Genomic DNA, 26926 nt, shown 5'->3' with positions numbered 1-26926 from the left:
ACATTCAGGGCTTCGCCCTGAGCCGGGGGCTTCGCCACCCGGACCCCCAAAGAGCACCTCGTGTCCCTCTGCTGCCGTCGTGCGGTGGATCTTCGTCCTTTCCGTGTGGATGGGCCAGCCCCTGTGGAGGACGCTCAGAGCAGGCCCGCGGCCCGAGCCCAGCGGTACTTCGCGCCGAGCACGGCCACGGGCTTCTCGGTCGTGTACGGGTAGGCAACGACACCGTGGGCGTAGAGGTGGTCGCTGGCCTCTTCGACTTCGACGTCGCCGGAGAGCGACGCCACGACGGGCTTGTGGATGCCCTTGGCGCGGTACTCCTCGACCACCTCGACGACCAGTTCCGCGAACACCATCGGCGGGGTGACGATGGTGTGCCAGTAGCCCAGGATCAGGGCGTGGATGCGGTCGTCCCCGAGACCCAGCGCGATCGTGTTGCGGTAGGTCGAGGGCGGCTCGCCGCCGGTGATGTCGACGGGGTTGCCCGCCGCGCCGAACGGCGGGATGAACTCGCGGAAGGCCGCGTCGAGGTCCGGCGGGATGTCCATCAGGTCCAGCCCGTTGTCGACGCAGGCGTCCGAAAGCAGCACCCCCGAGCCGCCGGCACCGGTGATGATGACGACGTTCTCGCCCTTCGGCGCCGGCAGCAGCGGGATGCCGCGGGCGTACTCGAGCAGGTCGTTCAACCCGGGAGCCCGGATCACGCCGCTCTGGCGCAGGATGTCGTCGTAGACCTTGTCGTTGCCGGCCAGCGCGCCGGTGTGCGAACTGGCCGCCTTCGCGCCCTGCGACGTCCGGCCGGCCTTGAGCACCACGACCGGCTTATGCTGCGAAACCCGCTTCGCCGTCTCCGCGAACGCCCGCCCGTCCTTGAGGTCCTCCAGGTGCATGGCGATGAGCTCGGTGTTGTCGTCGTGCTCGAAGAAGGTGAGCAGGTCGTCCTCGTCGATGTCGGCCTTGTTGCCGACGCCGACGATCGAGGAGACGCCCATCTTCGCCGACCGGCTGAAGCCGAGGATCGCCATGCCGATGCCGCCGCTCTGCGACGAAAGGGCCACGCCGCCCTTCACGTCGTACGGCGTGCAGAACGTCGCCGACAGGTTTTCCGGCGTGTAGTAGTAGCCGTAGATGTTGGGGCCGAGGACGCGGACGCCGTGCTTGCGGGCGATCGCGACGACCTCGTCCTGCAGCGCGATGTTGCCGGTCTCGCCGAAACCGGACGGGATGAGGATGGCGCCCGCCACGCCCTTCCGGCCCGCTTCCTCCAGTGCCGCGGGGACGAACTTCGCCGGGATCGCGAACACCGCGACGTCGACGTCGCCCGGGACGTCGGTGATGCTCGGGTAGGCCTTGCGGTCGAGGATCTCGGCCGCCTTGGGGTTGATCGGGTGGATCTCCCCCGCGTAACCGCCGTTGACCAGGTTCTTCATCACCGAGTTGCCGATCTTCCCGGCTTCGGCCGACGCACCGATCACCGCGACGGCGGCCGGTTTCATGATCCGGTTCATCGAGGCGAGGATCTCCTCCTGGGTGAACCGCTGCGGCTCCTTCGCCGCGGCCGGGTCGACCAGGATCCGGACGTCGACCGCGGTGGCCCCGGCCGCCGTCGCGAGCACCGGGTTGAGGTCCACTTCGGACAGCTGCGGGAAGTCGGCGACCAGCTGCCCGAGCCCGGTGATGACCGCGGCGAGGGCGTCCCGGTCGACCGGATCCGATCCGCGGACACCACGCAGGATCTCGGCTGCCTGGATACCGTCGACCATCGACAGCGCTTCCTCGGTGCTCGTCGGCGCGAGCCGGAACGTGACGTCCTTCAGCACCTCCACCAGCACGCCGCCGAGACCGAACGCGACGATCTTGCCGAACGTCGGGTCGGTGACCGAGCCGATGATCACCTCCTGGCCCTCGGTGAGCATCTGCTGCACCTGGACACCGAGGATCCGCGCGCCGGCGTCGTACGCCTTCGCGTTCTCCAGGATCTTCGCGAAGCCCGCCTTGACCGCTTCGCCGTCCTTCAGGCCGACGAGGACGCCGCCGGCCTCCGTCTTGTGCAGGATGTCCGGCGAAACGATCTTCAGCACCACCGGCAGCCCGATGGCTTCGGCGTGGGCCACGGCCTCCTCGGCCGTGGCGGCCAGGCGCTCGGCCGGAGTCGGGATACCGTATGCCTCGCAGACCGCACGCCCCTCGGGCGCGGTCAGCGACGAACGCCCCTCGGTCGCCGCCTGGTCGAGGATCTTTTCGACCGCCGCACGATCCGCCACTCAGATCACCCCTGCCGCGCGGAACTTGTCCAGTTCCGCTTCGCTGTAGCCGAGTTCGCCCAGTACTTCGTCGTTGTGCTCGCCGAGCAGCGGCGACCGTTCGATTTCCACCGGCGAGTCGGACAGCTTGAGCGGGCAGCCGACCGTCTTGAAGGTGCCGCGCTCGGGGTGCGGGACCTCGACGACCGAGCCGAGCTCGGCCAGCGTCTCGTCCTCGATGAGCTCCTTGGTGGACAGGATGGGACCGCACGGGATGTTGCAGGCGTTGAGCTGCTCCATCACTTCCCACTTGGTGTGCTTCTCGGTCCACTCCTCGACGAGCGCGAACATCTTGTCCAGTTTGGACAGCCGGACCTCCGGGGTGGCCCACGCCGGGTCGTCGGCCAGTTCGGCCTTGCCGATCAGCCGCGCGAGCGGGGCCCAGCCGGGTGGCTGGACGATCACGTAGATGTAGTCGTTCGGCCCGCCGGGCGCGCACTTCACCGCCCAGCCGGGCTGACCGCCGCCGGAGGCGTTGCCCGAGCGCGGGACCTCGTCGCCGAACTGGTCGTTCGGGTACTCGCCGAGCGGGCCGTGCGCCAGCCGCTGCTGGTCGCGCAGCTTGACCCGGCACAGGTTGAGCACGGCGTCCTGCATGGCGACCTGGACGCGCTGGCCGCGGCCGGTGGAGGTCCGCTGGTACAGCGCGGCGAGGATGGCGGCCACCAGGTGGATGCCGGTACCGGAGTCGCCGATCTGCGCGCCGGTCGCGGTCGGCGGCCCGTCCTCGAAGCCGGTGGTGCTCATCGCGCCGCCCATGGCCTGCGCCACCACTTCGTAGGCCTTGAAGTCGGCGTAGCGGCCGGGACCGAAGCCCTTGATGGAGGCGTAGACCAGCCGCGGGTTGAGCGCGGCCAGCTTTTCCCAGGGGTAACCGAACCGGTCGACCACACCCGGGCCGAAGTTCTCCACCAGGACGTCCACTCCGGACACGAGCTTTTCGAAGACTTCCTTGCCCTCGGCGCTCTTCATGTTCAGCGTGATGCTGCGCTTGTTGGAGTTCAGCATCGTGAAGTAGAGGCTGTCCACCCCGGGCAGGTCGCGCAGCTGCCCGCGGGTGATGTCGCCGCGACCGGGGGTCTCGAGCTTGATGACGTCCGCGCCGAGCCAGGCGAGCAGCTGCGTCGACGACGGACCGGACTGCACGTGCGTCATGTCGAGGACGCGGACGCCCTCCAGTGCCTTGCCCATGCCTTGGCCTCCGCTCACTTGTACATGGTCTGGTTCATGGTTCCGGGGGCGTACACGTCGGGATCGACCCAGACGTTGATCAGCGACGGCTTGCCGGACTCCCGCGCCCGCAACAGCGCCGGCCCGATGTCGGCCGGGTCGCGGACCTCTTCGCCGTGGCCGCCGAGCATCCGGGCGAACTCGTCGTAGCGGACGTCGCCGAGGGTGTTGCCGACGCGCTCGCGCGGCAGGCCGTACTTCGCGGCCTGGCCGTAGCGGATCTGGTTCATCGACGAGTTGTTGCCGACGATGCCGACGAACGGCAAGTTGAACCGCACCAGCGTCTCGAAGTCCCAGCCGGTGAGGCTGAAGGCGCCGTCGCCGAAGAGCGCGACGACGTCGGCGTCCGGCCGGGCGTGCTTGGCGGCCAGGACGAACGGGATCCCGACGCCGAGCGTCCCGAGCGGGCCGGGGTCCATCCAGTGCCCGGGCGACTTGGGCTGGACGACCTGGCCGGAGAAGGTGACGATGTCACCGCCGTCGCCGATGTAGATCGAGTCCTCGGTGAGGAACTCGTTGATCTCGTGGACCAGCCGGTACGGGTGGATCGGGCTCGCGTCGGAGTGCTGCAGCGGCAGCCGCTTCTGCTTCGCCTTTTCCTCGACGGCCTGGAGTTCTTCGAGCCAGGCCTTGCGGCCGACGGCGCCGTTGTCGGTGCGCCCGGTGGCGGCCTGCGCGACGGCGGCGAGGACCTGGCCGGCGTCGCCGACGATGCCGAGGTCGATGTCGCGGTTCTTGCCGACCGTGCGGTAGTCGAGGTCGATCTGGACGACGGTGGCGTCCTTCGACAGCCGCTTGCCGTAGCCCATCCGGAAGTCGAACGGGGTGCCGACGATGATGATCAGGTCGGCGTTGTCGAAGGCGTAGCGGCGCGAGAGCTGGAAGTGGTGCGGGTCGCCCGGCGGCAGCGTGCCGCGGCCGGCGCCGTTCATGTACGCCGGGATGTTGAGCGTGCGCACCAGTTCGGTGGCCGGCCCGGTGGCGCGGGTGGTCCATACCTGGCTGCCGAGCAGGATGGCCGGCTTCTTCGCGTGCACCAGCAGGTCGGCGAGCTTCTCGACGTCCGCCGGGTCGCCCGCGTTCTTCGTGGACGCGCGGTAGCGGCCGGCTTCGGGGATCCGGGCGTCGTGGAGCGGGACGCGCGCGTCGAGGACGTCCCGCGGGATCTCCAGGAAGGACGGCCCGGGCGCGCCGGCGTAGGCCTCGCGGAAGGCCATGGAAACGAGGTCGGCGACCCGGGCGGTGTGCGGGACGGTGGCGGCGAACTTGGTGATCGGCGTCATCATGTCCACGTGCGGGAGGTCCTGCAGGGACCCCATCTTGTGCTGGGTCAGCGCGCCCTGGCCGCCGATCAGCAGCATCGGGCTTTCCGCGCGCAGCGCGTTCGCGACCCCGGTGACGGCGTCGGTGGTGCCCGGCCCGGCGGTGACGACCGCGCAGCCGGGCTTGCCGGTGATGCGGGCGTACCCGTCGGCCGCGTGTGCCGCGACCTGTTCGTGCCGGACGTCGATGACCTCGATGCCTTCGTCGACGCAGCCGTCGTAGATGTCGATGATGTGGCCGCCGCACAGGGTGAAGATCGTGTCGACCCCTTCGGCCTTCAGCGCCTTGGCCACCAGGTGACCGCCGGATATCCCCGCAGGCGCGGGTTCGGCGCCGTTCGTCGCTGCGGCACTCTCCCCCGCGGTGGTGCCGGTCGTGGTCAGCGCCATGGCTCAACTCCTCTGGTCCGCCACCGGATCTCTCTTGTCCGGCGGTGCGTGTCGCCTCTTCTTTCATCAGCTGAGTTGCGAGGTCAGCGGCCCCTTCGCGGCAGACTGTAGATTGCATACCGTATGGGGTAGGCATATAGTCACTCTTCTGGCAGCCCGTGTCCAGGGCCATCCGCAGGTTTTTCCGGACTCGAAACCGGCCCCCGCGGACCACCGCTCCCTGCCCGGACACGGCGGACTTCCTTGCCCTGCCCCGCCGCGGAAAGGACGCCCCCGCATGGACCTCTTCGAACACGAAGCCCGCGATCTCTTCGAGAAACACGGCGTACCCGTGCCCCGCGGCCGGGTCGCGGCGGATCCGGCCTCGGCGCGTTCCGCGGCGGCGGCCCTCGGCGGCCCGGTCGTGGTGAAGGCGCAGGTGAAGACCGGCGGCCGCGGCAAGGCGGGCGGCGTCCGCGTCGTGCATACAGCCGACGACGCCGAGCAGGCCGCCGACGACATCCTCGGGATGAACATCAAGGGCCACACCGTGCACCGGGTGATGGTGACCGAAGCGAGCGAAATCGCCGACGAGTACTACGTTTCCTTCCTGCTCGACCGCGCCGGGCGGACGTTCCTCGCCATGGCGTCGGTCGAAGGCGGGATGGAGATCGAGGAGGTGGCGGCGTCCCGGCCGGACGCGCTGGTACGCGTGCCGGTGAACCCCTTGCACGGCGTCGACGCCGCGGCCGTCGCGGCGGCCTTCCCGGCCGACGTCCGCGCCGAAGTCGCCGGGGTCGTCGAAAAGCTGTGGGAGGTGTTCGTCGCCGAAGACTGCACACTCGTCGAGGTCAACCCGCTGGCGAGCACGTCGGCCGGGATCGTGGCCCTGGACGGCAAGATCACCCTCGACGACAACGCGTCCTTCCGCCGCTGCTCGTCCTACGACGATCCCGCCGACGGCGATCCGCTGGAGCGCGAGGCCCGGGCGAAGGGCCTGAACTACGTCAAGCTCGACGGCGACATCGGCGTGATCGGCAACGGCGCCGGCCTCGTCATGTCCACTTTGGACGTCGTCGCGGCGGCCGCGGCGGAGGTGGGTGCGCGCGGGCCGGCGAACTTCCTCGACATCGGCGGCGGCGCGTCGGCCGAGGTGATGGTGGCCGGGCTGACCGTCATCCTCGGCGACCCGCAGGTGCGCAGCGTGTTCGTCAACGTCTTCGGCGGCATCACCGCCTGCGACGCCGTGGCGACCGGGATCGTGCGGTCGCTGGCGGTCCTGGGTTCCCGCGCGAGCAAGCCGCTGGTGGTCCGGCTCGACGGCAACAACGTCACCGAAGGCAGGCGGATCCTCGACGAAGCCCGCCACCCCCTGGTCACCGTGGTGGCCACCATGGACGACGCCGCCCGCGAAGCGGCGAAGCTCGCGATCGCGGAGGTTTGAACCGTGGCCATCTTCCTGGACGAGAACAGCCGGGTCGTCGTCTCCGGCATCACCGGTTCCGAAGGCGCGAAGCACACGCGCCGGATGCTGGCCGCCGGGACGAACGTCGTGGGCGGGGTGAACCCGCGCAAGGCCGGGCAGCGGGTGGAGATCGGTCCGGTGGTGTTGCCCGTGTTCGGCAGCGTCGCGGACTCGATGGCGTCGACGGGGGCGGACGTCTGCGTCCTGTTCGTGCCGCCGCCGTTCGTCGCCGGCGCCGTGATCGAGGCGGTGGACGCGGGGATCGGGCTGGTGGTGGTGATCACCGAAGGCGTCCCGGTGCACGACAGCGCGCGGTTGTGGGCGCACGCCGTCGCCGCGGGCGGGCGGACGCGGATCATCGGGCCGAACTGCCCGGGCATCATCTCCCCCGGCAAGTCGAACGCCGGGATCATCCCGGCCGACATCACCGGGCCGGGGCGGATCGGCCTGGTGTCGAAATCGGGCACGTTGACGTACCAGCTCATGCACGAGCTGCGGGACATCGGGTTTTCGACGTGCGTCGGGATCGGCGGCGACCCGATCATCGGGACGACGCACATCGACGCGGTGGAGGCGTTCGAAAAGGACCCCGAGACGGACTTGATCGTGCTGATCGGCGAGATCGGCGGCGACGCGGAGGAGCGGGCCGCGGAGTTCGTGCGCGCCAACGTGTCGAAGCCGGTGGTCGGCTACGTCGCCGGTTTCACCGCCCCGGAGGGCAAGACGATGGGCCACGCGGGCGCGATCGTCTCCGGCTCGGCGGGCACCGCGGCGGCGAAGAAGGAAGCGCTGGAGGCGGCGGGAATCCGGGTCGGGCGCACACCGAGCGAGACGGCGGCGCTGGCCCGCGAAATCCTCGGCTGATGGAGCTGCGCCAGCTGGCGGTGGTGGTGGCGGTCGCCGAGGAGGGTGGGTTCACGGCGGCCGCCCAGCGCCTGCGAACGGTCCAGTCGACGGTATCCACGGTGGTCCGCGCCCTGGAGCGCGACTTGGGCACGCCGCTGTTCCACCGCACGACGCACCGGGTGGTCTTGACCCCGGCGGGCGAGGCGTTCGTCCCGGCGGCCCGGGCAGCGCTCGAGGCGGCGGAGCGCGCCCGGGCGGCGGTCTCCCCGTTGGACGGCCGGGTCCGGCTCGGCGTGTGCCCGGGCTTGCTGGCCGACCTGCACCGAACGCTGACCCGGCTGCGGCACGCACACCCGGGTTTGGCGGTGGAGGTCCGGCAGGTGGGGGCGGAGGAGGGGTGGTACCGGTTGCGGGAGTCCAGTGTGGATGTGGTAGTGACGTTGTCGTCCGGTGACTCCGCGGCCGGGTCAGCAATCCTTGGTCACGCCGGCTCTGAACCCGCGCCGGCACTCGGTGACTCCGCGACCGAACCGGTCATCACCCCGCTCTCCGCGGAAGAGCTGGTCCTCGCCACCGCCCCCGGCGGCGCCCGCTCCGCCCCCGCCGACCTCTCCGCCCTCTCCCTGGTGGACTTCCCACCCGGCTGGGCGATCCGTGAGGCCGTCGACCGCGCCTTCCCCCACCGCCGGATCTCGCTGGAAGTCGATGATCTCGCCGTGGCTGCCGGGCTCGTGCGGGCCGGGCTCGCCGCCTGCGTTCTGCCTGCCTCCGCCGCCGCGCGGTTTCCGGAGCTCACCGTGCGGCGGTTCGAGCGACCCGTCACGTGGCAGCTCGCCGCCCTGCACCGGGGCGATCCCGGTCCCGCCGTGGCCGCCGTGCTCGCTCAGCTCGGCTGAAGGCCCAGGCGGTCCGGTCGCGTGTAGACGTTCATCGACGTTCCGCGCAGGAAGCCGACCAGGGTCAGGCCCAGCTCGGCGGCCAGGTCCACCGCCAGTGACGACGGTGCGGACACCGCCGCCAGCAACGGGATCCCGGCCATCACCGCCTTCTGCACCAGCTCGAACGACGCCCGGCCGCTCACCATCAGCGCCGTCCCGGACAGGGGCAGCGTGCCGCCGCGGGTCGCCCAGCCGACCACCTTGTCCACCGCGTTGTGCCGTCCGACGTCTTCGCGCAGGCACCGCAGCTTTCCGTCGGCGTCGAACAACCCGGCCGCGTGGAGACCGCCGGTGCGGTCGAAGACCCGTTGTGCCGCACGGAGTTCGTCCGGCAGCCCGGCCAGCGTCGCCGGGTCGGTCGCGAACGGGTCGTCGTCGACCGGCCACGTGACCGTCGTGCGCACGGCGTCCAGGCTCGCCTTGCCGCACAGCCCGCACGAGGACGTCGTGTAGAAGTTCCGCTCCACCGAGGCGTCCGGCGGGGCGACGCCGTCGGCGAGCACGACGTCGAGGACGTTGTAGGTGTTGCCGCCGTCCGCCGTGGCGCCGGCGCAGTAGCGGATCGACCGGATGTCGGCGGCCGCGCGGACGACACCTTCGCCGACCAGGAAACCCGCGGCCAGGTCGAAGTCGTCGCCCGGGGTCCGCATCGTGATCGACAGCGGTTTACCGGCGACCCGGATCTCCAGGGGCTCTTCGACGGTCAGCGTGTCCGGCCGCGTGACGTGCTCGCCGTCGCGGACGCGCAGCACCCGCCGCCTGCTGGTCATCCGGCCCACGTCAGGCCACCGGCAGCAGCGACTTGGGCCGGCCCGGCTGGGTCAGCCGCCCGGACAGCACCGCACCGGCGAGGCTCAGCACCCCGGCCGCGGCGAACGCGCCGACGAACCCGTGGGCCGTCACGACGAGCGCGGCCGGCCCGATCCCCACCACCGCGCCGACGGCCTTGGCGCTGTACAGGATCCCGAAGTTCTGCGCCGCCGATTCCTCGCCGAAGTACTCGCGCACCAGCCCAACCAGCAACGTGTAGCAGCAGCCGTTGCCGAGCCCGGCCAGCGCCGCACCCAGCAGCAGGCCGACGGCGTGCCGGTGTTCGCCGGAGTAGAACAGCACGAGCTGGGCGACGCCCCCCGCGAGCAGCCCGAACCGCAGGATCCGGTGCCGGCCGAGCCGCTCGGCGAACCGTCCGATGAGGACGCGGCCGCTGCCGGTGGCCGCGGCGAGCACCGCCAGCGCGGCCGCCGCGAGCGCCGGTCCGCTGCGCGCGGCGGCGAACGTCGCCAGGTACGCGAGGTCGAACAGCAGCACGGCGGCCGCGAGCACGACGACGAGGTACAGCGCGAGCGTCGTGCCGCACTTGACCAGTTCCGCCGGCCGGTAGTGCCGGACCGCGGGACGCCGGTTGTGCGCCCGGTCGAGAGCCCAGGCCCGGGGTTCGGGTGCGGCAGGCCACCAGTGCCGCGGCGGGTACCGCAGCAGCACCGAGCACCCCGCGATGACGGCGAACACGACGGCGGCGGTGACGTCCAGGAGCACCGGACGCGCCACCGGAAGGGCGGCGGCCAGCACGACGAAGGGGACGCTGCCACAGGCGAAAGCCCCGCTCACGATGCCGGCGCGGGGCCCGGTGCGCTCCGGGAACCACGCGAGCACCGCGCCGACGCAGGTGGCGTAGACCAGGCCGGTGCCAAGCCCGCCGAGCACGGAGTACCCGATGAACACGGCAGGCAGGCTGGTCGCGTGGCCGAGCGTCACGAGCCCGGCGGCGCACAGGACGGCGCCGGCGGCCATCGCGGCGGGTGCGGGCAGCAGGCCGCGTTCGCGCAGCCACGCCGCCGGGAACGCGGCCCCGGCCTGGCAGATCGCCCACACCGCGAGCGAGAGCACGATCCCGCCGAACGTCCAGCCGGGCGTGCGGCTCAGCGACGGCACGATCGCGCCGAAGCCGTACTGCTGGACCCCGGCGGCGAGCATGGCCGCCGCGGCGAGCCAGGTGATCCACGACCGCGGCCTGCCGAGCAGTTCCCGGTCGGACTCCCCGACGCGGTACCGCCGTCCGTAGACGTCCCGGAGCTCGCGCACCTCGGCCATGGCGACCGCCTCCCAGCGCCCAACTGAAGATTGTATGCAGTATTCAGTAGGCTGAGTGTGCGCCTGTACGCCGGGAATGTCCACTGGAAGGTCCGGCAGGCCGCCCGGACGGCCGATCGAAGCGGCCGAGTCAGGGCGTCACGCCGGGGAAAAGGGGCGGCCCGGTGGCCATCGAGGGAGGAGGCAGCCACCGGACCGGTGCTCCACCGCGGTACCGGCCGCGTGGAGCATTGACAGTCTGGCCATCGGAGCCGCCCTCCGACAAGCTTTCGCCGCCCGTCAAACCGCGCAATTCCCGGTTTCCGGGCGACGACCACCTCGGCTGTGTCCACATCGAACCGGGCGGGTGACGGTGAGGCACGGAAGGAACACCGACCGCCACCCGAGCACGCTCAAGCGGCAGCCGGCCGGCGAAGCCGCGGGCGCAGCTTCGCCGGCACGGGCCCGGTTTTCAAGCCTTCTTGCGGGTCGCTCGCTTGCGCGCAGGCTTGGCTTCGGCCGGCTCGGCCGCCGCGGCCTGGTCGGCCTCGAAGCCGGCGATGATCTCGCTGGAGAGGCGGCCGCGCTCGGCGACCTCGTAGCCGTTCGCCTGCGCCCATTCGCGGATCTGCCGGTTGCGCTCGCGGTCGGTGCCCGAGCCGGCCGGGCCGGACAGCGACTGGCCGGTCGCGAGGCGGACCTTGCGGCCGCCGATGCGCCGCGCCGCGGAGACGTAGCGAGCGAGTTCGTCCCGCAGCGCGGAGGCGTTCTCCTCCGACAGGTCGATCTCGTACGTCACCCCGTCGAGGCTGAAGGGGACGGTCTGCGAAGCCTCGCTGCCGTCGAGGTCGTCCACCATCTGGACCTGCACCCGTTGCGCCATGATTCGTCGTTCCTCATCTTCTCCAGAACACGGTCGGACAGACCCTAACCTGTCGAATCATGCCCGGCACGCGCGACACCCTGAAGCGTCCACAATGGCCGCTCGGGCGAGCGGGTCGCCCGTGTCCAGAGTGACCGCAACGGCGCCGAAATGCTCGTCGTCGTTGCACGGATTCATTTTTGTGATATGGTCGAAATCGAATCGGTACCGTGGCGGGATGAAGGCCACCGGCTTTCCCGGTAATGGTACCCGCGGCCACCACCCCGCCTTCACAGCAGCCACGGTACGAGCGGTACATTTGCGCGCCGACGCCCGGACGATCGCCTTCTCCGGCCTTCCCGCCGAGCACTTCCTCCGCGGCCACGCCGAGGAACTTACGGCCTGCCACCGGCTCCACGGTTCGCATCCATTCACCCGCACGGCGCCGGCTCACCGAAGCGCGCCCGCTGCGCGTCAATTCTGGTATAGACCAGTATCCGATTCCGGGTGCCGGACTCGATTCGTTCGCGAATCGGACCTCGCCGGGACGATTCCGGTGTTCGAGGACGGCCATCCGGTGACCCATGCGGTCAACCGGCAACCGCGGACCGGCGCCGAACCGGCTTCGGTGACGTTCGTCCCGGGCGGTATCGCCGTCGATCCGCTCCGGGAACGGCCCGTCCAGAGTGGACTGGACCGTTCCGCCCCGTGTTCGCCGGCTGGCTCGGTGTCACCGATTGCGGGGCCGGCAGATTCACGCCGGGACCGGAAATCGGGCCCGCGGAACTGCGGGACGCCGGGCCCCTTCCCGGCTTTCCCGGTCAGTCGGGCAACATCGGCACTTCGAGGTCGTCCGGACGGCCGAGCAGCACGGCCCGGGTGACCGCGGCCTTCCCGAACCGGTCCCGCACCGCGTCCAGCGCGGTGTCGAGCTCGGTCGCCCGCTGCCGCTCGAACGGCAGAGCGGGCTGGAAGGGGTTTTCGTCCGCCAGGTTCGACAGCGCCGCGCCCAGCAGGGTGATCCCCCGGTCGGCGATCAGCGGCAGCGCGGAGACGAGCAGCTCCCGCGCCGCGGCGAGCAGCACACCGGTGCCGGCGGTCGGCTCGGTGAGCGTGTGCGAGCGCGTGGCGCGGGAGAAGTCGGCGAAGCGCAGGCGGATCGTCACCGTCCGGCAGACGCGGCGCGCGGCGCGCAACCGGCGGGCGATCCGGTCGATCAACGCCACCAGCACGACGTCGAGCTCGGCCGGGGTCCGCCTGCCGCGGCCGAGGGCCCGCTGGGCACCGATCGAGCGGCGCCGCCTGCCGAGCTCCACGCGGCGCGGGTCGTCGTTGCGCGCCAGGTCGTGCAGGTGCGCCCCGGCGGCCCGGCCGAGCAGGCCGACGAGGTCCACGTGCTCGGACGCGGCCAGCTGGCCCACGGTCGTGATCCCCCGCACCCGCAGCTTTTCGGCGGTGATCTTGCCGACACCCCAGAGCGCCGAAACCGGCAGCGGGTGCAGGAACTCCAGCTCGGCGTCGTGCGGGACGACGAGCAGGCCGTCGGGCTTGGCCACCCGGCTGGCGACCTTGGCGAGGAACTTGGTCCGCGCCACCCCGACGGTGATCGGCAGCCCGGTCCGCTCGGCGACGTCCGCGCGCAGCCGTTCGGCGACTTCACTCGGCCGCCCGCCGATCCTGGACAGTCCCCCGACGTCGAGGAACGCTTCGTCGATCGAGAGGCCTTCCACCCACGGGGTGGTGTCGTGGAAGACGTCGAACACCGCCCGGCTGGCGGCCAGGTACGCCGACATCCGCGGGCGCACGACGACCGCGTGCGGGCACAGCCGGCGGGCCTGCGCGCCTCCCATCGCGGTGCGCACGCCGTAGGCCTTGGCCTCGTAACTCGCGGCGAGCACCACCCCACCGCCGACGATCACCGGCCGTCCCTTCAGCGCCGGGTCGTCGCGCTGTTCGACCGAGGCGTAGAACGCATCGAGGTCGGCGTGCAGGATGGGCCCCTCGGCGGTCATAGAACACATGTTCGCATACCCGCGCGCCGAAGTCTGCTCGTCCGCCTACCGCGGGTGACGTGCCGCCGGTCGAAAGTGCGCCTTTTTCCGGTTGTCCACGCTCTGTTGCGCCGCTCACACTCGAAGCATCGAACAGCCCGACCACTGGGGGCGACATGACCGAGAAGTGCCGATGCGGCGACCACCACGCGTGGGCCGCGCCGAGCCCGCACGACCGGCCCGCCGCGGCGCGCCAGCCGCTGCTGGCCACGACGCTGGCCCGTGAAGACCGGGTGGAGGACGACGGCGGCCTCGACCCGACCGACCGCGTCACCTGCCGCACGCACCGCCGCTGGCTGCACGACTGCGTGGCGTCACCGGTGCACACCAACCCGGCGATCGGGTACCGCTGGTGCCGCCGCTGCGACCACCAGGCCTTGGTCGCGGTGGACGAGCTGGCCGGCGAGGTGACCATCCACTGCGGGCTCTGCGGCGAGATCCCGCACAGCCGCGCCAACCGGGAGCTCGTGGAGCTGTGCCGGCGGAGCCTGGCGCTGGCGCGTGCGGCCCGGTTCCCGGAGACGGCCGCCGCCTGACTGCCATGATGCGGTGGTGCCCGAACCCGGAACCACCGCGCTGCTGATCCTGCTGCCCGCCGCCGAACCGGTGCTGGCCGCGGCCCGGCGGGTCGACCCCGCCCTGGTCCGCCCCGGCCTGCCCGCCCACGTGACGGCGCTGTACCCGTTCCTGCCGGACGACGCGCTGACCGACGACGTCTTCGCGGCGGTCCGCTCCCTCGCCGCGGCTGTCCCGCCGCCGGAGGTGAAGCTCTCGGAACTGGTCGCCGCGCCCGGGTTTGTGGCTCTCGCGGCTCCGGCACTCCAGGACGTTGCCGATGCCGTTGGCGCTCGGTGGCCGGAGATCCTGCCGTACGGGGGACGGTTCGGGCCGCGCCCGGCGGTCCACCTGACGGTCGCGATGGGCGGCTCGGCCGAGGCCCTCGAGCGGGTGGCCCAGGAGGTGCGGCCGCTGCTGCCGCTGACCGACCGGGCGGAGGCCCTGCGGCTGGTGGCGCTCACCGAACGCGGCTGGGAGCCGCGGCTGGAGGCACCGTTCGGCGGGTGAGCGGTCGACACTCTTCGTGCCGCTTCACTCACGGCTCGGTGACCCCGGCCGCCGTGGTTCCGTCCAGCTTCCGGTACGCGTGGGCGATCGCCCGCAGCCGCGCCACGTCCGCGGCGAACGGTTCCCCTGCGGGGGTGGGCGGCTCCGCCTCGCCCGGCTCGTCCGGGAGGTCGCGCACCAGCCTCGCCGCCGCCGCGGCCGGCAGGTCCGGGGTCACGCCCGCCAGGATCAAGCCGTCGTTGGTCTCGCTCATCGCCGTCAGCAGGCGCTCGCGCCGCGACGGCCCCGCCGGGTCGATGCGGGCGATCTCCGGGAAGCGCCGCGTCAGGTGCGCGCGCAGGGGCCGCAGCAGCCGGAGCGTCCGGGCGTCGCGGCGCGCTGCCGCCAGGCCCGGGATCGCCGGGATCGTCAGCCCCAGCACGATCAGCAGCACCGAAACCGCCGGGAAGCCGACGTCGAGCGTGCACGGCAGGGTCGAGAACGGCCCGCGGCACAACGCCTTCGCCGGGTGGTCGGCCTGCAGGGCGTGGATCGTCGCGACCACCTTCCCGGCCAGGTACGCGATGGCGAACGCCGACGCCAGCAGCAACAGCGCCAGCCCGGCGCGCAGCGCTCCCCCGCTCGCGCGGATCGTCACCGCCGCCACGATCCCGATGTCGAGCACCGCCAAGCCGAGGTACACCGTGTAGGTGAACACGTAGACGACCAGCGTCGGGTGCGTGCGGTACAGCTCGTCGAACAACCCGAGGCCGCGCGGCAGGTCCGGCGTGCTGAAGAACGTCACCACCAGCACCGTCAGCGCCACGCCCAGCGCGACGAGCCGGGTGCGCCGGCCGCGGTCGCGGGTGCCGCTGATTTCCGCGACCGTCAGGCCGATGCCGTACGCGGCGACCATCGTCGCCAGGTTCGACAGCAGCCGTCCCAGGCTCGGGTAGATCTCGCTCTCGAACTGCTGCGCCCGGTTGGACAGGAAGCAGAACGCCGCGCCCAGCGCGATGAGCGAGACGGCCAGGCCCGCACCAGCGCCGGTGCGCCGGGCGCGGGCCGCGCGCCAGAATCCGGCGAACAGGGCGAAGAGCCCGACTCCGACGAAAAGTATGTCGATCACGGGACGCGACTATCCCAGGAGTGCCGCCAGCCGCCTAGCCTGGTCCGCCGCTCGGCCGGACGCACCCGGCTGAACGGCGGGCGGCTCACTCGTCGCCGCGCTCATCAGCAGGACGGCGATCAGTTCGGCCTCGTACTCGTCGGTGCCGGTCGTGACGCGGGTGAGCAGGTGCGACAACGCCCGCGGCGCCAGGTCCGGGGCGAGCTCGGCGGCCTCGGACTCCGCCATCAGGCAGGTCCCGGTGTGCGCGCACAGCATGTGGGCCAGCTCGTGGGCGATGATGTGGTCCTGGTGCAGCGCCGACGTGTGCTCGGTGTAGGCGATGAGGTCGTAGTCCGGGCGGGCCTGCCACGCACCGGACGGCTGACCGGGCCGGTACGCGATCGGGACGAGGTCGATCTCGCGCCCCCGCCACGCTTCGAGACCGTCGACCCAGGCGTTCATCGACCACGGCCGCGGCAGCGGGACGGCGGCGAGCACCGTCCGCACGCGCTCGCGTGCCCGGTCGCGAAGGTCCGGCAGGCCACGCTCGTCGATGGGTCCTCCCCGCTCACCGGGCGCCAGCCGGGTGCACCGGGGCGCGATCACGGACGAGCTCATCGTAGCCGAGCCGCCCGGAATCACTCCGGCTTCCGCCGCCGGCCCGAACGGCGCCGGCTGTCGTCGTAGCTGCCGAGCTGGTCCAGCAGCGCCGTCACGGTTTCGCGGTCCCGCGGCGAGAGCCGCATGGCCCGCTGCGCCAGGTTCCGCGCTTCGCTGTCGCGCCAGGCGACGACGTCCTCGACCTGCCGGTCGACCTGACCGGCGACCTCGTCGTCGAAGAAGTACGTCACCGGCACGCCGAAGAACTGGGCGAGCGCCTGGATGTGCGAGCGCTTCGGGTCCTTGCGCGCGCCGACGGCCAGCTGCTGGACGTGGGTCGCCGACATCGTGACGCCGGTCTGCTCGGCGACGCCGTGCGCGATCTCCCGGTAGGAGTAGGGCTTGCGGTCCGGCGGGTGCACGGTCGCGATCAAGTGCGCCAGCCGTTCGGCGAAACTGCGCTCTTCGCTCACCACACACCACCTGCAGCCAAGAAACGTGACAACGGTCAGAGTAGCTGTTCCGAAAACTTGACACACCCTGTGTCGGAAAGACTACGATACTCCCGTCCGGTGTTTCGGAAACGTGACACCGGGCCCGGGGTGGCGCAGCGGCCGCGGGTGACTCACGTGGCCGCTGGGGGTGGCCACGCGCCTAACCCTTTCCGCCGCGCCGCCCCATCTCACGCTTCTCTCGCTGGTTGGCTCACGGCCGGCGTCGCGGCCCGGTGGATCCGTTTGCCGCGCGATCCGACCGTCGGCTCCTGTGCGAGCAACCAGCGCGCCGCTTCGGCGGCCGGCCTCCCGCCACGCGACCGACCACCGCCCTCCGGCGAACATCCGGCGCGCTGCCTCAGCGACCGCTCAGCCTCTTCCCGGCGGCGCGCGGCCTCGACGAGGGCCGGCCGGCGCTCGCCGCGCGACCGACCACCGCCTTCCGGCGCGCGGCCTGGGCAACCGGCCCGCTCACCCGCCCGCGAACCTCCGGCGCTGCCTCAGCGACCGCTCGGCCGGCCCACCCGCCGCGTCCCCCTGGCCACCGGCACCGCCCTCACCTCGCCAGCAACCGGCGCACCACCCCCGGCGGCGCCCCGGCGTGCTCGCGGACCGTCCGGGTCAGGTGGGCCTGGTCGGCGAACCCGAGGTCCGCCGCGAGCACCGCCAGTTCCTCCTCCCCCGCCTCCAGCCGCTCGAGGGCGCGGCCGACCCGGACGCGGTTGCGGTAGCGGGTCAGCGAAACGCCCACCTCGCGCGGGAACGCGCGGCTCAACCGGTACGGCGACACCCCCAGCGACTCCGCCAGCGGGAACAGCCCGGCCGCCGCCGGGTCGGCCGCCACGATCGCCTCCCGCGCCCGAGCCACCAAAGCGCGGTCGTCCGCGTGCCCCGGCGAGGCCGGTGTCGGAACCTGCGCCGCCTGGGTGAGCGCGCCGCCCATCAAGACCAGCAGCTGTTCCGCCAGCGCGTAGTCCGGGTCGGCGGCCGAGGCGGCCACGCGCCGGTGGGCGAGCTCGAGCGCGCCGTCGACGTACACCGTCGACGGCGTGGGCTTCTCACCCGCGAGGCGGCGCCACAACTCCGCGGCGAAGTCCACCGACGTGCAGACGTCTCCGCCCGCCGGGTGCGCGAAGCGCTCTTCGTCGCCGGCTTCGACGAGGTAGGCCGCCGTCGGGTCGGCGTCCGCGACCACTCCGCGGACGCGCCGGCGGAACCGGCCCCGCCGCACGAGCACCATGCGGTGCCCGGCCGACACCTCCGCCGCCGACCAGCCGGTGTGGTCGTCGGCGCAGCGGACCACGCTCACCGAATACCCGGGGCGGGCCACGACCTCGACTGCATCACGCACAAGCCGGACGGTACGCCGGGGGTACGACAGTTTCCGCGCCGCAAAGATCTTCAAGACCGTACCCCCGGACGGCGGGCAGGCTCCCGCACGACGAAAGGAGCCACCCGTGCCCGCAGAACTCACCACCGTCGTCCTCGACTGCGCCGACCCGGTCGCGCTCGCCGCCTTCTACGCCAAGGCGCTCGGCTGGGAGGTGACCCACGCCGGCGACGACACCGTCCAGCTCGGCGGCGGCCCGGTCGGTCTCGGCTTCCAGCGCGTGGCCGGCTACCGCGGTCCCGCCTGGCCGGGTGCCGCCAAGCACGCCCACCTCGACCTCCGGGTCGGCGACCTCGAAAGCGCCGTCGACGAGTTCGTGACGCTCGGTGCCACCAAGCCGGACTTCCAGCCCGGCGGCGGCGACTGGATCGTCCTGCAAGACCCCGAAGGCCACCTCTTCTGCCTCGCCGAGAGCTGACACGTGGTGGCCCTTCGGCGCCTAAGGGCCACCACACCCGTCAAGACCGGTATACGCCGAACTCGTACAGCGAATAGCCGTACCCCGTGCCGCGCTGAGTCGCGTGGACGCGCACGTACCGGGCCGTGGCCGAGACCGCGAGATCGTCCGCACCGCCGTCGCCGGACGTCGTTGTGTATACCGTGTGCCAATTCGCCGCGTCGTCGCTCGATTGTATTTCGTAGGCCTTCCCGAACGCCGCTTCCCACACCAGCTGGACGTGGTCGAACGCCTGGCTGCGCCCCAGGTCCACCTGCAGCCACTGGGGGTCGCTCCACGCGCTCGCCCACCGGGTCGCGCTGTCGCCGTCGGTGGCGGCCTGCGGCGGGTAGGGCGCGCCGGGGCCGTCGGCCTGGTACGTCGACGCCGTGGTCGCGGCGCCGCGCGCCAGGTTCGTGCCCGGTACCGGCGGGGCGACCACGCGCAGCGAACGCGTCTCGATGCCGACGTTGCCGTGGCCGTCCCGGGCGTAGAGGTAGAGCTTCCAGACGCCCAGCTGCTGCGGCGCGGTGACGGTGAACGTGCCGTTCCCGGTGAACCGGGCGGGGACCAGGCCCGCTGCGTTGTCGATGTACTTGCTGTTGTAGCCCATGGTGTAGGTGACCGGGTCACCGTCCGGATCGGACACCGCGGCCGTCACCGTGAAGGTACCGCCCGCGGGGACGTCGGTGACGCGGCTGAGGTTCATCGAGGAGATCACCGGCGGGGTGTTGCCGCCGGTCTGTCCACTGTAGATCCTGCGGACCGCGTACCACGAGAGCCGCTTCTCCCCACCCGTGGTGATGTTGAACCAGACGCCGCCGAAGTCGCCCTCGGTGCCGTAATGGAAGAGCGTGGCGCCGAGCGCCACTCCGGGGTGGGCCAGTACGCAGTTCCAGGCGTCGACGTAGCCGTCGCGCTTCTGCTGGTCGGTCGGTTCGGCGGGCACGCCGTTGACGTCGTCCGGCACCTCCCACTCGCCGGCCGGGCCGGTTTCGGTGATGACGTACGGCTTCGTGTAACCACCCGCCAGCCAGTCCTGTTTCACCTGGCAGACGTGGGCGTAGGAGTTGACCGAATACAGGTCGAGGTGGGGTGCGTAGGCCTGGTAGTACGGCCACGCGCCGGTCCAAGCATCGGTCGACGTCACCGGGTGGTTCGCGTCGATGGCGTGGATCGCCTGCGCGGCCCGGTCGACGAAGCGCGTGTAGGCGATCCGGTTCTGCTCCAGCTGGGTGCCGGAGTAGCAGTTCTGCATCCCGAGGATGGATTCGTTGCCGACGTTCCACATCAGCACGCCCGGGTGGTTTTTGTATGCAGTCACCCATTTCTGGATCTCGGCGAGCATCGTGTTCTGGTAGGCGGTGTCGGTGGTGTAGTCGACGCACCCGCCGCTGCCCGGGCCGCCGCCGGGTTGCAGCCAGAAGCCGCTGACGACCTTGATGCCGTTGGCCGCGGCAGCGTCGAGCAACGGCTGAGTGGTGCCGTCGGTGCCCCAGGTGCGGACGGTGTTGACGCCGATTGTGTGCAGTTCGGGCATCCGCGCGGCCGCTTCGCCGGGTGGCGGTCCCCAGGTGAGCCCCTTGACGGTCCACGGCATCCCGTCGACCGTGAGCTGCCAGTTCCCCTGTGTGCCGGTTACCCGCGTGACACCGGGGCCGTCCTGCGTCGGCGTCCCCGGGGTGCCGCTGACCTGGAACTCCCAGAGTGAATAGCCGTAACCGCCGACGCGGTGCGTGCCGTAGAGGCGGACGTAACGACCATGACCGGCGACAGCGAAATTTTGGATCCCGCCGACCGCGGTGGTCGTACTGTATACAGTCTGCCAAGATGCGGCGTTGTCTGAGACTTGGATTTCGTATGCAGTCGCGTAGGCGGCTTCCCAGTTCAAGGTCACCTGGCTGATGTCGGCCGGCGCGCCGAGGTCGACCTGCAGCCACTGCGGGTCGCTCCAGGCGCTCGCCCAGCGGGTGCCGGAGTCGCCGTCGACGGCCGCCGATGCCGGGGTGCCCGCCCCCTCGCTGCTCGACACGGTCACCGGTCTGCCTTGGGAAAGCAGTGTGGCGGCGTGCGCCGGAACGGGGCCGGCGAGCAGGCCCAGCACCAGCAAGGCCACCAGTGCCGGGACGGCACGGACGAGCGACGGTCGGTCCACGATGACTCCCGTACGGCAGGGGGAACGAAGGAAGGGAGAGCGCTCTCCGAGCGGAACCGATGGTTCGGCAGCCGCCCCCGCGTTGTCAAGATTCGGCCGGAAACCCGACAATGACTGTCCGCTGGGACAACCGCGTGCTCCTTGACACGGCGGCAGCGAGGTGCGCATGCTTTGGGAGAGCGCTCTCCCATCCTTGGCACCTCACCGTGGAGGACCCTTGGCAACAAAAGCCGCGCTCCTCGCCTGCACCGCCGCCACCGTGCTGGCAGGCGCCTTACTGACCGCGGCCACCTGGTCGCCCGCCGGGGCCGACGACCTGGTGACCCACCACGAGTTCCAGGTCAACTGCTCCCCCAGCCACCACCAGCCGGACGACCCGATCGTCTTCCCCGGGCTGCCCGGCGCGTCGCACGACCACACGTTCCTCGGCAACAAGACCACAAACGCGGCGACGACGCTGCAATCCCTGCAGGGCGCCGGCGTCGGCAACACGACCTGTATCGCGCCGGACGACCTGTCCGCGTACTGGTTCCCGACTGTGTACAACGGGAACCAGGTGGTCCTGCCGAACTTCGCGCAGGTCGTCTACTACAAGTCCGGGATCCTCGACTACACGAAGGTCGTGCCGTTCCCGCCCGGCCTGCGGTACGTGGCCGGGAGCGTCACGGCGACGCAGGACGAGTTCCAGCACGCGCCCGGCGCCGTCGAAGGCTGGGAATGCGGGGACAGCTTCCACAACTGGGACGTCCCCGTGCGGTGCGTGGCCGGCAGCCAGCTCAACATCCGCTACCAGGCGCCGAGCTGCTGGGACGGCGTCCACCTGGACTCGGCCGACCACAAGAGCCACGTGGCGTACCCGGACCGGGCGACGCTGACGTGCCCGGCCGATCACCCGGTGGCCGTGCCGATGCTGGAGTTCAAGATGGCGTTCCCGGTGAGCGGCGACATGACCGGGGTGCACCTGGCCAGCGGGCGCGGGTACTCGTGGCACTACGACTTCTTCAACGCGTGGGACCCCGAAACACTGGCGGCGCTGGTGAAGCACTGCATCAACGGCGGCCTGCAGTGCGACCCGCGCGGGTTCGACCTGTACAAGCCGGACCGCGGCAGCGTGCTGGGCCCGAACTACCGGCTGCCCGGCCGTCCGTGAACCGGCGGGCCCTGGGGGCGGCGGTGGTGGCGCTGATCATGGGCGGTTGCGCCACCACCGCCGGTCCCGCTCCCGCGGCCTTCAACCCGACCGACGTGGCCTGGTTGCAGCTGGTGGTGCCGATGACGGAGAACGCCTTGTCGGCGGCGCGCCTGGCTCCGGACCACGCGGCGAGCACGGCGGTCCGCTCGGCGGCCGGCGCTGTCGCGGGCCCGCAGGACCGGTTGCTGGTCCGCCTGCGCGCGGCCCGCGACCGGGCCGGGCTGCCGGCGAGCGACATCCACAGTGGACACCGCATGCCGGGCATGGTCACGGTGGCCGACCTGGTGGCGTTGCGGAGCGAACGAGGTCCCGGCTTCGACCGGCGCCTGGTCGCGCTGCTGCGGGCACACGCGGCGCAGCTCGTCGTGCTGGCCGGCGGCGAGCAGGCCTCCGGTGAAGACCCGGAGACTCGCGAGCTGGCCGGGGAGGTCGGCGCAGAGGGAACGCGCGTAGGCGCGGTGCTCGCGAAGACGGCATGAAATCGGTGAAGGCTGCCGCGAGGGATCCGATTCCCTCGCGGCAGCCTTCACGGCTCCGCCCGCCGGCGGCTCAGTACGTGACCGTCACCGGTCCCCGGCCCGGGTGAGCCGGCGCTGTCACGGTCAGCGTCTTCGTCGCCGCGTCCCACTTCCACGCCGATGACGGTGCCCAGCCGGCTCCGACCTTCACCCGGCTCGGGGGCGACGCCACGCCGACGAACTTCACCGTCCACTCGCGGGGGGCCACCCGCAACGATCCCGCCGACGGCGCCACCGTCACCGTGTGCGCCCCGAAGCGCTCGCTGTAGGTGATCTTCGTCGACGACGAACGCGACGACGAAACGCCGTTGTCCTCGTACAGCGAGAACGTCCCCGATCCGCCCGGTGCCACCGTCACCGTGGCGCGGTTCAGCGGGTTCTGGACGTCGTTGGTGACGTCCGCCGTCCGGGTCACCGTGATGCCGCCCGCGCGGAGGAACACCGGCATCGTGCCCAGGTCGGACGTGATCTGCTGCGTCGTGCCGCCCGCGTACGTCTTGCCGGTGAAGTAGTCCGTCCACTGGCCCGGCGGGAACCAGACCGGCGTCGTCGCCGACGTGCCCGGGGACGTCACCGGCGCCACCAGCATGTCCGGCCCGTAGAAGTACTCGCTCTGGGCCGCCGCGTACGCGCCCGGCTCCTCCGGGTACTCCAGGTACGTCGGCCGCACCACGGGGACGCCCGTCGTGGCGGCCTCCTGCGCCAGGGTGTACGTGTACGGCACCAGGTTTTCCCGCAGGTTCAGGAACTTCGTCGCCGACGCCTTCGCCGCACCGCCGTACTGCCAGGGCAGCCGGTCGCTGTGGTTGCTGTGCAGCCGGTCGATCGGCTGGAACGTGCCGAGCTGGACCCACCGCGCGTACAGGTCGTCCGGCAGCTTGAACGTCTGGTGCTGCTGGCCACCGGAGGTGTAGGTCTCGCTGCCGCGCAGGCCGGTCGTGTCGTTGTGGCCGCCGATGTCGTGGCTGATGGCCGACATGCCCGTCGCGGCCGACTCCGCCGGCGTCACGCCGACCTCCATCCGCAGCGTCCCCCAGGTCGAGGCCGTGTCGCCGGTGAAGTGGAGCGTGCTGCGCTTGTCCGCCCACGGCCCGGTCGCCAGCGCCGTCGGGCCGCCGTAGCCACCCGCCTGCAGCGACCCGTACGCCCGCGAGATGACGAACCCGCGGCCGGTCGCGGGCGCCGCGAGGTCGGCGTACTGCTGGTTGATCCAGGCGTCCGGGGTGACGCCGGGCAGGCTCGACCGCGACGCGTCACAGCACCAGTCGAGCCACCAGAAGTCGTTGCCCTGCTTCATCATCCCTGCGTGCAGGTCGAGGTAGGCCTTGAGCTGGTCCGGGTCGCCCCAGTCGAAGACGTAGCAGTCGCTGCCGCAGTTCGACTTGACCAGCTTGCCCTTCGCCGTCGCCTGGGCGCGGGCGAACTGCGGGTCCGAACCCATGATGCTGGGGTGGATGTTGAGGTTGTTGTGCAGGCCCTGGGCCTCCGACCAGGCGAAGAAGCCGGCCGGGTCGGGGAACTTCGCGGTGTCGACCTGCCAGCCGTTCCAGGTGTCCGGCGCCTTGAAGTCGGTGTCGGTCACCAGCACGTCCAGCGGGACGCCTTCACTGCGGAACCGCGGCAGGATCGTGTCGCGGTAGTCGGCCGCGGTGCGGTCGATGTACTCGGAGTACCAGACGCCGTAGGCCCAGCGCGGCAGCAGCTGCGGCGGCCCCGTCAGGGTCGCGAGGTCGCGCAGCCCCGCCTTGTAGTCGTGGCCGAACGTGAACAGGTAGCCGTCCTGGTAGGGGTTCCCGCTGTGGGACGGGCGCTGCGTGACCGCGCGCGTGCGCGTGTCGTACAGCGCGGAGGGGCTGTCGTCGAGCAGGTACCAGCCGTCCTGGTGCAGGAGCCCTTCGGTGGTTGACGGCGCGCCGTTGTCGCCGTTCACGCCGTCGAGGCCGCGCCGGTAGCCGCCGAGCGCGAGGTGCGGCTGCGGGGCCGTGCCCGCGGCCGGGGTGACGGCGACGGTGTCGATGTTGACGTGGCAGCTGGTGTCCTCGGGGCAGGCGAGGACGACGTCGTTCGTGCCCGCCTTGAGGTCGACCGGCACGGACGCGCTCTTCCAGGCGTCCCAGCTGTCGGTGACCGGGAGGGCCAGCGTGCGGGTGACGCCGTTCGCGGTGACCGGCGCGGTCCTCGTCTCGTGCCGGCCGTCGCCGCCCTGGCCGTTGGCGTACCGGACGTGCAGCAGGTACGTGCCGTCGGCCGGGACGTCCGCCACGCGGTGGGTCAGCGTCGAGCCGCGGTTGAGCTCGGCGACGAACCCGCGCCCGGCGTACCCGGGGTGGTCGGTCGCCACGACGGCGGAGCCGGTGCGGAGCCCGGCTTCGGCCTCGCAGCTCACCCCGGCCGGACAGCCGGTGAACGCGCGCGCCGAGGCCGGCGGGAACGGCGCGCCGGCGGCCAGCACGGCCAGGCCGTCGAGGTTGACGTTGCCGGAGTCGGCCGCGGTCCGTTCGACGCGGACGCTGTGGTGGCCGGCGCCGAGGGTGACCGGCACCGAGGCGAGTGCCCAGGCGTTCCAGTCGGCCGTCGCGGGCAGCGTGAGCTTCTGCGCCGCGCCGCCGTCGACCGAAACGCTCAGGGTGCGGGTGGCGTGCTGGCCGTCGCCGCCCTGGCCGTTGGCGTAGCGGGCGGTCAGGGAGTACGTCCCCGCGGTGGGCGCGAGGACGTCGGCCGTCACCGAGTTGCCGGTGCTCTCGAACCCGGCGAGGAAGCCTTCGCCGGTGTAGCCGGAGTGGTCGGTGGCGACGCCGAGCCCGTCGGTCGTGAGGTCTTCGGCCTCGCAGCGCGCGCCGGCCGTGCAGGTCAGGTGGCGCCAGGGCGCCGCGAGCACCGGGGCCGCGCCCGCGGTCGTGCGGATCTCGAGGTTGCCGCCGTCGAAGGGGCCGGAGTCCAGCCGGTAGGTGAGGGTCGTCGCGCTCGTCCGGATCGTGAGCACGCCACCGGAAACCGTGCTGGTGTACGGCGTCGGCGTGAAGGCGCCGCGGCCGACGGCGTTGAAGGTGGCGGCGTCGGTGAAGCGGCCGTCGCCGGCGTACTCGGTGCGGATGAGGGTCGGGGACAGCACCTGGAAGCGGGCGTTCCCGGCGGTGACGGTCTGGCGCACGGGCCCGGCCACGGCGGGCGTCGCGACGGTCACCGCCGCGACGGCGGTCCCGGCGACGACGAGCGCGCAGGCCCGCCGCATGGATCTCGCTGTTCTGCTCCGCAAGGCGGAACTCCGTTCCGGTGAAGGGGACTCGGCGGCGTTACAACGTTGGAAATCTGAGCACAACGTCTCCGTGGATGTCCAGACCACTGAACGGACCTGTCCGGACAGATCAGTGGCCGGTGACGCGCCGTCGCGCTGGGTCTCGGGCGTGTCGCGAACCCGGCGGTCAGGCCGAGTCGCGGACCACCAGCTGCGGGTCGAAGATCACCGACTCCGCGCGCAGGGCCGGGTCGGCCATGCGGTCCAGGACCATCCGGGCCATCGCCGCGCCCATTTCCTCGACCGGCTGGCGGACGGTCGTGAGGCGGGGGCGGCAGCTCAGCGCGACCCGGCTGTCGTCGAAGCCGACGACAGCCACGTCGTCCGGGACCCGCCTGCCCGCTTCGCGCAACACGGTCAGGGCGCCGTACGCCATCAGGTCGTTGGCCACGAACAGGCCGTCCAGCGCCGGGTCCTCGGCGAGCAGCCGCTCCATCGCCAGCTCACCGCCGCGCTCGGTGAAGTCGCCCTCGGCCACCGCGACGTAGGCGTGGCCGTGCCGGGCCATCGCGTCGCGGAATCCGGCCAGCCGGTCCTGCCCCGCCGGGGTGCCCGCCGGGCCCGCGATGGTGGCGACCCGGTGGCAGCCGCGCGAGACGAGCCGGTCCGCGGCGAGCCGGGCGCCGTCCTGGTGGGCGACGTCGACGTAGCAGACCGGCGCCGGACGGCCCGGACGCGCGAAGAGCGCGGTGGGAACGCCCGCGCCGGTCAGCACGCGCGGAAGGGAGTCCTCCGCCGGGTGCAGCGAGATCAGCAGCACCCCGCTGACCTGCTCCTGGCGCAGCTTCGGCACCAGCTTCGCCCGCTCTTCGTCGCTGTCGACGAGCATCAGCAGCGGGTGCAGCCCGTGCGGACGCAGGTGCGCGACCACGCCTTCGACAACGCGCCCGAAGAACGGATCGCCGAACACCCCGCCGGTGAACGCCTCGACGTGTCGCGCCGGCTCCGACACCACGAGCGCGATCCCCCCGGTGCGCCGGGTGACGAGCGTGCGAGCGGCCCGGTTCGGCACGTACCCGGTATCGGCGATGGCGCGTTCGACGGTCTCCCGCAGCTTCGGATCGACGTTGCGCACGCTGTTCACCACGCGTGACACGGTGGCGCGCGAGACGCCGGCGACCCGCGCGACGTCCTCCAGGGTGGGCGGCTGCGTCGTCACCTGTCCTTTCTAGCACGCTGTGAGAGCGCTCTCCCATTGCCGCGGGCGAATGTCGTGCACGGTCGGCTGTATCTCCGGC

General features: G+C 71.8%; 22 protein-coding genes. 8 read left to right on the top strand and 14 right to left on the bottom strand.

Annotated features, from left to right (window positions below):
• Positions 1-134: 134 nt before the first annotated feature.
• From Q5425_RS12590 to Q5425_RS12580, 3 genes are read right to left on the bottom strand one after another with little or no spacing between them, the layout of a single operon-like run.
• On the bottom strand, positions 135-2261 hold the full coding sequence (locus Q5425_RS12590; RefSeq protein WP_308672359.1) for an acetate--CoA ligase family protein: 2127 nt from the start codon (positions 2259-2261) through the stop codon (positions 135-137).
• On the bottom strand, positions 2262-3491 hold the full coding sequence (gene frc, locus Q5425_RS12585) for a formyl-CoA transferase (protein ID WP_308672492.1): 1230 nt from the start codon (positions 3489-3491) through the stop codon (positions 2262-2264).
• 14 nt (positions 3492-3505) lie between these two features.
• Positions 3506-5242 (bottom strand): thiamine pyrophosphate-binding protein, encoded by a 1737-nt coding sequence (locus Q5425_RS12580; RefSeq protein WP_308672358.1) that lies wholly within the window; start codon positions 5240-5242, stop codon positions 3506-3508.
• A 277-nt stretch (positions 5243-5519) separates the two neighbouring features.
• Between Q5425_RS12580 and sucC the strand changes: the two genes are divergently transcribed.
• The 3 genes from sucC to Q5425_RS12565 are packed head-to-tail and all read left to right on the top strand — an operon-like array spanning position 5520 to position 8428.
• On the top strand, positions 5520-6665 hold the full coding sequence (sucC, locus tag Q5425_RS12575; RefSeq protein ID WP_308672357.1) for an ADP-forming succinate--CoA ligase subunit beta: 1146 nt from the start codon (positions 5520-5522) through the stop codon (positions 6663-6665).
• A gap of 3 nt (positions 6666-6668) precedes the next feature.
• The gene (sucD, locus tag Q5425_RS12570; RefSeq protein ID WP_308672356.1) at positions 6669-7550 is read left to right on the top strand and encodes a succinate--CoA ligase subunit alpha; all 882 of its coding nucleotides are present in this window, start codon (positions 6669-6671) and stop codon (positions 7548-7550) included.
• Positions 7550-8428 (top strand): LysR family transcriptional regulator, encoded by an 879-nt coding sequence (locus Q5425_RS12565; RefSeq protein ID WP_308672355.1) that lies wholly within the window; start codon positions 7550-7552, stop codon positions 8426-8428. The genes sucD and Q5425_RS12565 overlap by 1 nt, the downstream gene beginning before the upstream one ends.
• Here the strand turns inward: Q5425_RS12565 and fdhD are convergent.
• From fdhD to dinB, 4 genes are all read right to left on the bottom strand, one after another.
• Positions 8416-9249: a formate dehydrogenase accessory sulfurtransferase FdhD gene (gene fdhD, locus Q5425_RS12560; protein WP_308672354.1), complete on the bottom strand. Its 834-nt coding sequence runs from the start codon at positions 9247-9249 to the stop codon at positions 8416-8418. The two genes, Q5425_RS12565 and fdhD, sit on opposite strands and share 13 nt — an antisense overlap.
• Position 9250: 1 nt before the next feature.
• On the bottom strand, positions 9251-10561 hold the full coding sequence (locus Q5425_RS12555) for an OFA family MFS transporter (protein ID WP_308672353.1): 1311 nt from the start codon (positions 10559-10561) through the stop codon (positions 9251-9253).
• 451 nt (positions 10562-11012) lie between these two features.
• The gene (locus Q5425_RS12550; protein ID WP_308672352.1) at positions 11013-11423 is read right to left on the bottom strand and encodes an Lsr2 family protein; all 411 of its coding nucleotides are present in this window, start codon (positions 11421-11423) and stop codon (positions 11013-11015) included.
• Between the two features lie 800 nt (positions 11424-12223).
• The gene (gene dinB, locus Q5425_RS12545; protein WP_308672351.1) at positions 12224-13414 is read right to left on the bottom strand and encodes a DNA polymerase IV; all 1191 of its coding nucleotides are present in this window, start codon (positions 13412-13414) and stop codon (positions 12224-12226) included.
• 155 nt (positions 13415-13569) lie between these two features.
• Between dinB and Q5425_RS12540 the strand changes: the two genes are divergently transcribed.
• Both Q5425_RS12540 and Q5425_RS12535 read left to right on the top strand, forming a co-directional pair.
• Positions 13570-13989, top strand: coding sequence for a hypothetical protein (locus Q5425_RS12540; protein ID WP_308672350.1), 420 nt, complete (start codon positions 13570-13572; stop codon positions 13987-13989).
• Positions 13990-14005: 16 nt separating this feature from the next.
• Positions 14006-14518 (top strand): 2'-5' RNA ligase family protein, encoded by a 513-nt coding sequence (locus Q5425_RS12535; protein WP_308672349.1) that lies wholly within the window; start codon positions 14006-14008, stop codon positions 14516-14518.
• A gap of 28 nt (positions 14519-14546) precedes the next feature.
• Here the strand turns inward: Q5425_RS12535 and Q5425_RS12530 are convergent, their stop codons facing one another.
• The 4 genes from Q5425_RS12530 to Q5425_RS12515 all read right to left on the bottom strand — a co-directional run bounded on the left by Q5425_RS12530 (position 14547) and on the right by Q5425_RS12515 (position 18083).
• Positions 14547-15626: a hypothetical protein gene (locus Q5425_RS12530; protein ID WP_308672348.1), complete on the bottom strand. Its 1080-nt coding sequence runs from the start codon at positions 15624-15626 to the stop codon at positions 14547-14549.
• 9 nt (positions 15627-15635) lie between these two features.
• Entirely contained in the window at positions 15636-16214 is a 579-nt protein-coding gene (locus tag Q5425_RS12525; RefSeq protein ID WP_308672347.1) for a hypothetical protein, read from the bottom strand.
• A 32-nt stretch (positions 16215-16246) separates the two neighbouring features.
• A complete protein-coding gene (locus Q5425_RS12520) occupies positions 16247-16681 on the bottom strand; it encodes an XRE family transcriptional regulator (protein ID WP_308672346.1) in 435 nt (144 codons plus the stop codon).
• A gap of 577 nt (positions 16682-17258) precedes the next feature.
• Positions 17259-18083, bottom strand: coding sequence for a helix-turn-helix transcriptional regulator (locus Q5425_RS12515; protein WP_396135159.1), 825 nt, complete (start codon positions 18081-18083; stop codon positions 17259-17261).
• 76 nt (positions 18084-18159) lie between these two features.
• On the opposite strand from Q5425_RS12515, the gene Q5425_RS12510 reads away from it, so the two are divergent.
• Complete coding sequence (locus Q5425_RS12510) at positions 18160-18510, top strand: VOC family protein (protein ID WP_308672344.1); 351 nt, start codon at positions 18160-18162, stop codon at positions 18508-18510.
• 40 nt (positions 18511-18550) lie between these two features.
• Here Q5425_RS12510 and Q5425_RS12505 read toward each other — a convergent pair whose 3' ends face one another.
• The gene (locus tag Q5425_RS12505; protein WP_308672343.1) at positions 18551-20683 is read right to left on the bottom strand and encodes a discoidin domain-containing protein; all 2133 of its coding nucleotides are present in this window, start codon (positions 20681-20683) and stop codon (positions 18551-18553) included.
• A 217-nt stretch (positions 20684-20900) separates the two neighbouring features.
• Between Q5425_RS12505 and Q5425_RS12500 the strand changes: the two genes are divergently transcribed.
• Positions 20901-21833 (top strand): DUF1996 domain-containing protein, encoded by a 933-nt coding sequence (locus Q5425_RS12500; protein ID WP_308672342.1) that lies wholly within the window; start codon positions 20901-20903, stop codon positions 21831-21833.
• Positions 21830-22354, top strand: a complete 525-nt coding sequence (locus tag Q5425_RS12495; RefSeq protein WP_308672341.1) for a DUF305 domain-containing protein — start codon at positions 21830-21832, stop codon at positions 22352-22354. The genes Q5425_RS12500 and Q5425_RS12495 overlap by 4 nt, the downstream gene beginning before the upstream one ends.
• A gap of 70 nt (positions 22355-22424) precedes the next feature.
• Here the strand turns inward: Q5425_RS12495 and Q5425_RS12490 are convergent, their stop codons facing one another.
• Positions 22425-25625, bottom strand: a complete 3201-nt coding sequence (locus tag Q5425_RS12490; protein WP_396135157.1) for a TIM-barrel domain-containing protein — start codon at positions 25623-25625, stop codon at positions 22425-22427.
• Positions 25626-25815: 190 nt separating this feature from the next.
• Positions 25816-26847 (bottom strand): LacI family DNA-binding transcriptional regulator, encoded by a 1032-nt coding sequence (locus tag Q5425_RS12485; protein WP_308672339.1) that lies wholly within the window; start codon positions 26845-26847, stop codon positions 25816-25818.
• Between the last annotated feature and the right edge of the window lie 79 nt (positions 26848-26926).

The organism is Amycolatopsis sp. A133, from assembly GCF_031082405.1.
Classification (GTDB): Bacteria; Actinomycetota; Actinomycetes; order Mycobacteriales; family Pseudonocardiaceae; genus Amycolatopsis.
The sequence above is the reverse complement of the archived record's forward strand: the minus strand, read 5'-3'. Positions and strand labels throughout refer to the sequence as shown.